Annotated in this window: 7 protein-coding genes; 6 read left to right on the top strand and 1 reads right to left on the bottom strand. The window is 34.4% G+C overall.

Annotation, left to right across the window (positions count from 1 at the left end; genetic code table 11):
• Nucleotides 1–127: 127 nt before the first annotated feature.
• Nucleotides 128–2,266 carry a carboxypeptidase-like regulatory domain-containing protein gene (locus ACIQ1E_RS07350; protein ID WP_396170086.1) on the bottom strand — a complete coding sequence of 713 codons (2,139 nt, stop codon included), beginning with the start codon at nucleotides 2,264–2,266 and terminating at the stop codon, nucleotides 128–130.
• Nucleotides 2,267–2,448: 182 nt separating this feature from the next.
• Here ACIQ1E_RS07350 and ACIQ1E_RS07345 point away from each other — a divergent pair, with 182 nt between their 5' ends.
• The 6 genes from ACIQ1E_RS07345 (at nucleotide 2,449) to ACIQ1E_RS07320 (ending at nucleotide 6,363) form a co-directional block, all read left to right on the top strand.
• The gene (locus tag ACIQ1E_RS07345) at nucleotides 2,449–2,907 is read left to right on the top strand and encodes a YciI family protein (RefSeq protein WP_396170084.1); all 459 of its coding nucleotides are present in this window, start codon (nucleotides 2,449–2,451) and stop codon (nucleotides 2,905–2,907) included.
• A 68-nt stretch (nucleotides 2,908–2,975) separates the two neighbouring features.
• The gene (locus tag ACIQ1E_RS07340) at nucleotides 2,976–3,533 is read left to right on the top strand and encodes a sugar O-acetyltransferase (RefSeq protein ID WP_396170082.1); all 558 of its coding nucleotides are present in this window, start codon (nucleotides 2,976–2,978) and stop codon (nucleotides 3,531–3,533) included.
• Between the two features lie 2 nt (nucleotides 3,534–3,535).
• Entirely contained in the window at nucleotides 3,536–4,168 is a 633-nt protein-coding gene (locus ACIQ1E_RS07335) for a DUF998 domain-containing protein (RefSeq protein WP_396170080.1), read from the top strand.
• Nucleotides 4,169–4,230: 62 nt separating this feature from the next.
• Nucleotides 4,231–4,770, top strand: coding sequence for a hypothetical protein (locus ACIQ1E_RS07330; protein ID WP_396170078.1), 540 nt, complete (start codon nucleotides 4,231–4,233; stop codon nucleotides 4,768–4,770).
• A gap of 49 nt (nucleotides 4,771–4,819) precedes the next feature.
• Nucleotides 4,820–5,236, top strand: a complete 417-nt coding sequence (locus ACIQ1E_RS07325) for a four helix bundle protein (RefSeq protein ID WP_396170076.1) — start codon at nucleotides 4,820–4,822, stop codon at nucleotides 5,234–5,236.
• Between the two features lie 68 nt (nucleotides 5,237–5,304).
• A complete protein-coding gene (locus ACIQ1E_RS07320) occupies nucleotides 5,305–6,363 on the top strand; it encodes a nucleoid-associated protein (RefSeq protein WP_396170074.1) in 1,059 nt (352 codons plus the stop codon).
• Nucleotides 6,364–6,384 lie beyond the last annotated feature (21 nt).

Here is a 6,384-nt window from a genome sequence, read left to right as displayed (position 1 = left end):
AACTACGATTCAACCAAATCAAAGAGCAAATTGTTCTTTGGCTCGAATTTTTACTGCTTATTTTTGCAGATGTATTTTTGGTAAAAAATCTAAAAACTCAAAAAGTGGGTTCTTAAGGAATGACTAACTACAAATTCTCCAACTGGTTCACTTTCTTATCCTTGCTGATCGTCCAAAAATAACCCACAAAGAAAAATCGATCTGCGGTTGGCACAATAGCTTGCCTTTCGAAAACCCCTATAGAATTCGGCTTGTTCGCATAATTGTATCCAAAAATATTGTTGAAGCCAAAAAGATTCGTTACCGAAAAAAACAATATTTTCTGAGGCGAAATCAAATACGCCCAATTCACACTAAAATTATTATAGGTCTTTGTTTTCCCGTTCATAAAATCTTTAGCATTAGGATCATTATAAGGTCGTCCCGAAGCAAAAGTATAGGTTGCACCTAGTTGTGAACGCCAATCCTGAATCCAATACTTACTAACTAAAGACATTGTATGATCCGCAACAAAGTTGGGTGTAACTTCTTTTGGAAAGTTTTGATAATCTCTTTTTGAATCGATATAAGAATACGAAACCCAATACTCTAGGTTCTTGATGTTTTTGCTGTCGCGCCAAAACAACTCTAAGCCCTTTGCATATCCACTTCCGTTATTACTATAATTGCTATTATACGCAGGCATATTCGAATCATATTTCACTAAATTATCATAATTTTTAAAATACACTTCCGCTCTGAAAATTTGTCGATCCTTACTGTACTCATAATTCAAAATATAATGCTGTGCCTTCTCCGATTGTAGTTGATCTGTAAATATCAAATATTCTTTTCTGGGAGTTTGCTCAAAATCTCCATAAGCAAATGAAAACTGTTTGTTTTTTGAAACCTTATAAGCTAGAGCCAATCTTGGATCAATGGAAGTCTCGTTTAATAGATAATTTTTTGAAAACCGCAGTCCCACCTTTGCTACTAGATTTCTAGAAAACAAAATATCGGTCTCCAAATAAGCTGCAACAATTTCAGAATTGTATCCAGTATCAAAATTGGTCACCTTTTGACTGAAATTGGTATAAAAGTAATCAGCACCAAAACTAGTTTTTATCCTATCTGAAATGGGTTTTGTGAAATTTATTTTAGAGTGAATCGCTTTTTCGGCAGCATCGTAATGAATAACATCAAATTTTCCCTCATTATGGCTGTAGCTATAACTTAGGCCCGCAAAAACCCTCCAAGTATCTCCAAACCTGCCCTTATACGAAGTATTGGTGTAAAAATTAGTGTTGTTATTGCTATTTCTCAACTGATTGGGGAAATTAATATCATCTTGTGCTACATCGAATTTTGCAGCGGTGTAAGAAGCATATACTTTGAATAATCCTCTTTCGAAATTATGTCTAAACACAGTCTCGCCCCCAATGGATTCGAATGGTTTTATCCAATTAATATTATCGGGCATCAAGGCTTGATACGGCGCTAAATTGAGATAACTCGTATTAACACTAAGTGAATTCTTTTCCCATTTTTGAGTATTCCCGACACTTAAACCCACACTCATTAGTCCGATATCTGTTTTCTCTAAATCGGGAACATCAATCGTATTCATCACCAAAATACTCGAAAGTGCTTCACCGTATTCCGCTGAATAACCTCCTGTAGAAAAGGTGGTTCCTTTGAATAACAAAGGAGAAAACGTACTCCTTGTAGGTACATTATTCGTGGTTTGAATGTACGGCTGAGCTACTCTGATACCATCAATAAATGTCTGCGTTTCACTGGCTTCTCCGCCACGAACAAAAAGTCTACCGCTTTCACCCACAACTTGAGTGCCAGGCAACGTTTGCAAAGCCGATACAATATCTCCAGGATTTCCTGCGGTGGTTAAAATATCTAAAGGTTTCAATACCGAAACTCTGGCTTTATCACCTGCTTCAATTGTTCCAGCAGTAATAATCACCTCGTTCAATTCTGTGGAGCTCTGTTTTAAAACAATGATCAAAAACTGATTTTGACCAATCGTAACTGCTGTTTTACAGTTTTCGAAAGCCAATGCACTTACCATCAAAATTTGACTTCCCTCCGCAGATGTAGAAAAACTAAATTCCCCCAATGCATTTGAGGTTGCTCCGTCATAAGATCCTTCTAAAAAAACATTCGCATTTGCAATTGGATTGTTTTTCGAATCCACTATTTTTCCTGACAGCGTCATTTGTGCAATTGAAACCAGGGTAAAAAAGAAAAACATACTGGCTATAAAAGTCTTCATAGTATTCAATTTTGATGCAGCAAATGTATTTCGACTTCCAAATAATAGAAATTTATCCTTACCGAACTGCGGAAATTAGAGGATGAGTTGTCAAGATGAACACAGAGGTTCAAAAATAAGCGTAAAATGGAAGTTGCAATTCTATAAAAACCTAAATTTGTTTTAACCTAAAAAAATATGAAATGAAAAATTTAATGGCAGTTGTTGTATTCTTGCCTTTTTATATGGCTGTTTTTTCGCAAGAAAAAAGTTCTGTTTATGACGAAAAACTAGCTAAATCGCTAAATGCAGATGAACGCGGAATGAAAAAATATGTGTTTTGTCTTTTGAAAACAGGAAGCAACACAACTGCTACAAAAGAAGAAACCCAAAAATTATTCGAAGGTCATATGAACAACATTGGTCGATTGGCAAAAGAAGGCAAACTAGTGGTTGCCGGCCCATTTATGAAAAACGATAGAAATTATAGAGGCATTTACATTTTTAATGCGAATACTATCGAAGAAGCCCAAGAATTTGTCAGCACAGATCCAGCTGTACAATCTAAGTTGCTTGAAGCAGAACTAACAATGTGGTATGGCAGTGCAGCTTTGCAGGAAACACTTAAAATTCACGAAAAAATAGATAAATCTAAAAGGTGATTTTAGCAGATTGAAACGAAGCAATAAACACAATTCCTTTTTTTGACACTAATTCCTTAAATGCAACAATGAAAACCGAAAAAGAGAAAATGATTGACGGACAGTTTTATCTTGCTGGAGATGCAGTCTTGGTTAAAGACCGACGAAAAGCAAAAAACCTACTGCATCGATTAAACGTTATCGAATATAGAATCACAAAAAAAGCCAGAGAAATAATTCAGGAATTAATTCCCAATGCTGGAACGAATCTATACATTGAACCTCCTTTTTTCTGCGACTACGGATACAACATTTCTTGCGGAGATAATGTATATTTCAATGTAAACTGTGTTGTGCTCGATGGAGCGAAAGTCACCATTGGTTCGAATGTGTTTTTTGCGCCTGGAGTTCAAATTTATACGGCAAATCATCCTTTGGATGCCGAATCCAGAAAAACAGTTGAAAATGCATTCCCCATAACCATCGGAGACGATTGCTGGATTGGAGGTAACTCAATTATTCTACCGGGAATCAATATCGGAAAAGGGTGCGTGATTGGTGCTGGTTCTGTGGTTACAAAAGACATTCCCGATAATTCATTGGCGGTTGGAAATCCTGCGAAAGTGATTAAGAAATTGAACGTTTAATTATGCAAAAAACATATCTTTTTTGGACAGGAATTTTAAGTGTACTACTATTTGTGATTACTACTATTATTGCAGGCTTTTTTAATCCTAATTACAGTCATTTATCCCAGTTTATAAGCGAATTATATGCTGTTGATGCTCCAAACGCGGATGTAATTCGATATTTTGGATATTTGCCTAGTGGGATTTTAATTATTATTTTTTCTTTTCTTGCCCAAAAAATGATCCCAAAATCAAGCTCCAAATTAATTGGTTTTTTGGGTATTATGGTAGGTTATGGTTTTGGAACAATCATTTGTGCAATTTACAATTGTGATGTAGGATGCAATCCTAAATTTATTGATCCTAGTTTATCTCAAATAATTCATAATTTAATGGGAATGGTAACATACTTAATCGTTCCATTTTCAATATTATTAATTGCTATTGATTCAAGAAAGTGGAAAAATAGCAAACAATATACTTTGATTAGTTTTATAATTTTTGCAATTAGTTTTACTTTTGTTGTTGTCCTAAATTTAAATCTTGATTCGCCGTACAAAGGGCTAATCCAAAGAATTATCGAAGGGAGCATGTTATTTTGGATAACAAATAGCGCGTTTTATTTTTCACATAAATCTTATCAACAAATCTGAAATCTAAAATCTAAAATCTAAAATTAAATTTTACCTTTGACCATTCAATAAAAACAAAGATTATGGTTTACAAATTCAGAGTAATTCTCGATACCGAAGAAGACATTTTTAGAGACATTGCGATACTTGAAGAAGACACTTTAGAGGATTTACACAATGCTATCTACAATTCTTTCGGCTTTGACGGAATGGAAGTTGCTTCGTTCTACACTTGTGATGACACTTGGAATCAAGAAGATGAAATCCCAATGTTTGATACTGGAGATATTCCGGGTGAACAAAAAACAATGAGCGATTATCAACTTTCGGATATCTTGGATAAAGAAAATACCAAGATTATTTACGTTTACGATTTCATTAACATGTGGACTTTCTTGGTGGAATTGGCCTCTATCGAAGAAGTTGTTGCTGGAAACATTTATCCTGAAACTATTTTCTCTGTTGGAGAAATGCCCGCCGAAGCGATGAAAAAACACTTCATCGCAGATGAAGACGAAAATGAATACAATGAATTCGAAGACGATCTTGACGAAGAAGACCTCGATATGTTCGAAGGAGACGATAACTTCGAAGACTACGGATTTGAAGAAAACTGGAATTAATCAAAGAGATTAAAGGGTTAAAATTGTTTGAAAGTTTAAAACTGTTTGGATGGCAACAATAACAAAATTCGAAGATTTAGAAATTTGGCAAGACGCACGAAGACTTTCAAAAGAAAAAATTTTAATATCTAAAAACACTGAACTCTCCAAAGATTATAGATTTAACGCACGAATAAAAGACTCATCAGGATCAGTTATGGACAACATAGCTGAAGGGTTTGAAAGGAATGGGAACGCTGAATTCCGACAATTTTTATCTATCGCAAAAGGTTCTGCAGGAGAAGCTCGTTCTCAACTTTACAGAGTTTATGACATTGACTATATCACTGAAGAGCAATTAAAATATCTGGTTATTGAATACGAAAAACTGAGCATTAAAATTCATAATTTCATTACATACCTAAACAAAAAAGATTTTAGAGGAACAAAATTTATAGATCCTCAATCTCCGCACACTAACCCGTAAACAGTTTAAATGTTTAAACTGTAAACCGCTTAAACAATTTTAAACTTTTAAACAACCTTAAACAATTAATGATCAATCTTTTCAATACCCATATCGACACTTTATCTATTCACAGAGTAGGAAACAAAAGCCGCAACGAGCCTATTTTTTTATCTGAACAACCGTTTAATTTGAAAGACGAAATTGTTCCTTTAATCAAAGAATATTTCTTTAGACCTTTTAGAGAAAAAGAAGAAAATTACTTTCAATTTGCTCACGAAGTCGATTTGGAATACAATGATATGTATAAATTGGCTACTGAAATATTCGAAAACCCTGCAAGTCTGCACGAAGTATCCAAAAAAATTACCAACCATTTATTTGAGCAATCCAACCATCCACACATCAAAAACGGGGAAGTTTATGTAGCGCATTTGACCAATATCAACATCGACAATAATGTGGTAGATGCTATTGGAATTTTCAAAAGCGAATTGCAATCGGATTTCTTGCAGTTTGAAGAAAAAGAATCCAACCTGGAAATGATTTTACAACACGGAATCAACCTCAGCAAACTCGACAAAGGATGTCTTATTTTCAATTATAAAAAAGAAGAAGGTTACAAAATCCTAACAGTCGATAGCAACCGTTATGATGCTCGTTATTGGTTAGAACATTTTCTTTCGGTTGACGCTTTTGAAGACGAAAATTTTATCACCAAAAAATACTTGAAATTTTGCCAAGGTTTTGCAAAAGATGTTGTTTTTCCTGCCGAAGACAAAAAGGAAGAAGTGATGTTTATGAATCGTTCGGTGAATTATTTTGCGAAAAATGATCAATTTGAAGAAACTAATTTCTTGAATGAAGTTTTGGATAACCCTGATTTGATTCCTGAATTCAAAAACTATAAAGTAGATAAAGGCGAGAAATACAGTATCGAAGACATAACCACTTTCCCGATTGCCAATGCAGCCGTTTCAGATGCTCGAAAGTCGATTAAAAACGTAATCAACTTAGACACACAAATTCAAATCAAAATGGATTTTATCAATCCAGAAAGTGCGGAAAAATTTGTAGAAAAAGGGTGGGATGAAGAAAAACAAATGTATTACTACTTGGTTTACTTTAACAAAGAAGTGAAGAGCTAGTTTTGAGTGCTCAGTAATTAG

It is taken from the genome of Flavobacterium sp., from assembly GCF_044348915.1.
In the GTDB taxonomy this organism is placed as follows: Bacteria; Bacteroidota; Bacteroidia; order Flavobacteriales; family Flavobacteriaceae; genus Flavobacterium.
Note: the sequence above shows the minus strand (reverse complement) of the source record. Positions and strands in the feature narration are given on the sequence as shown.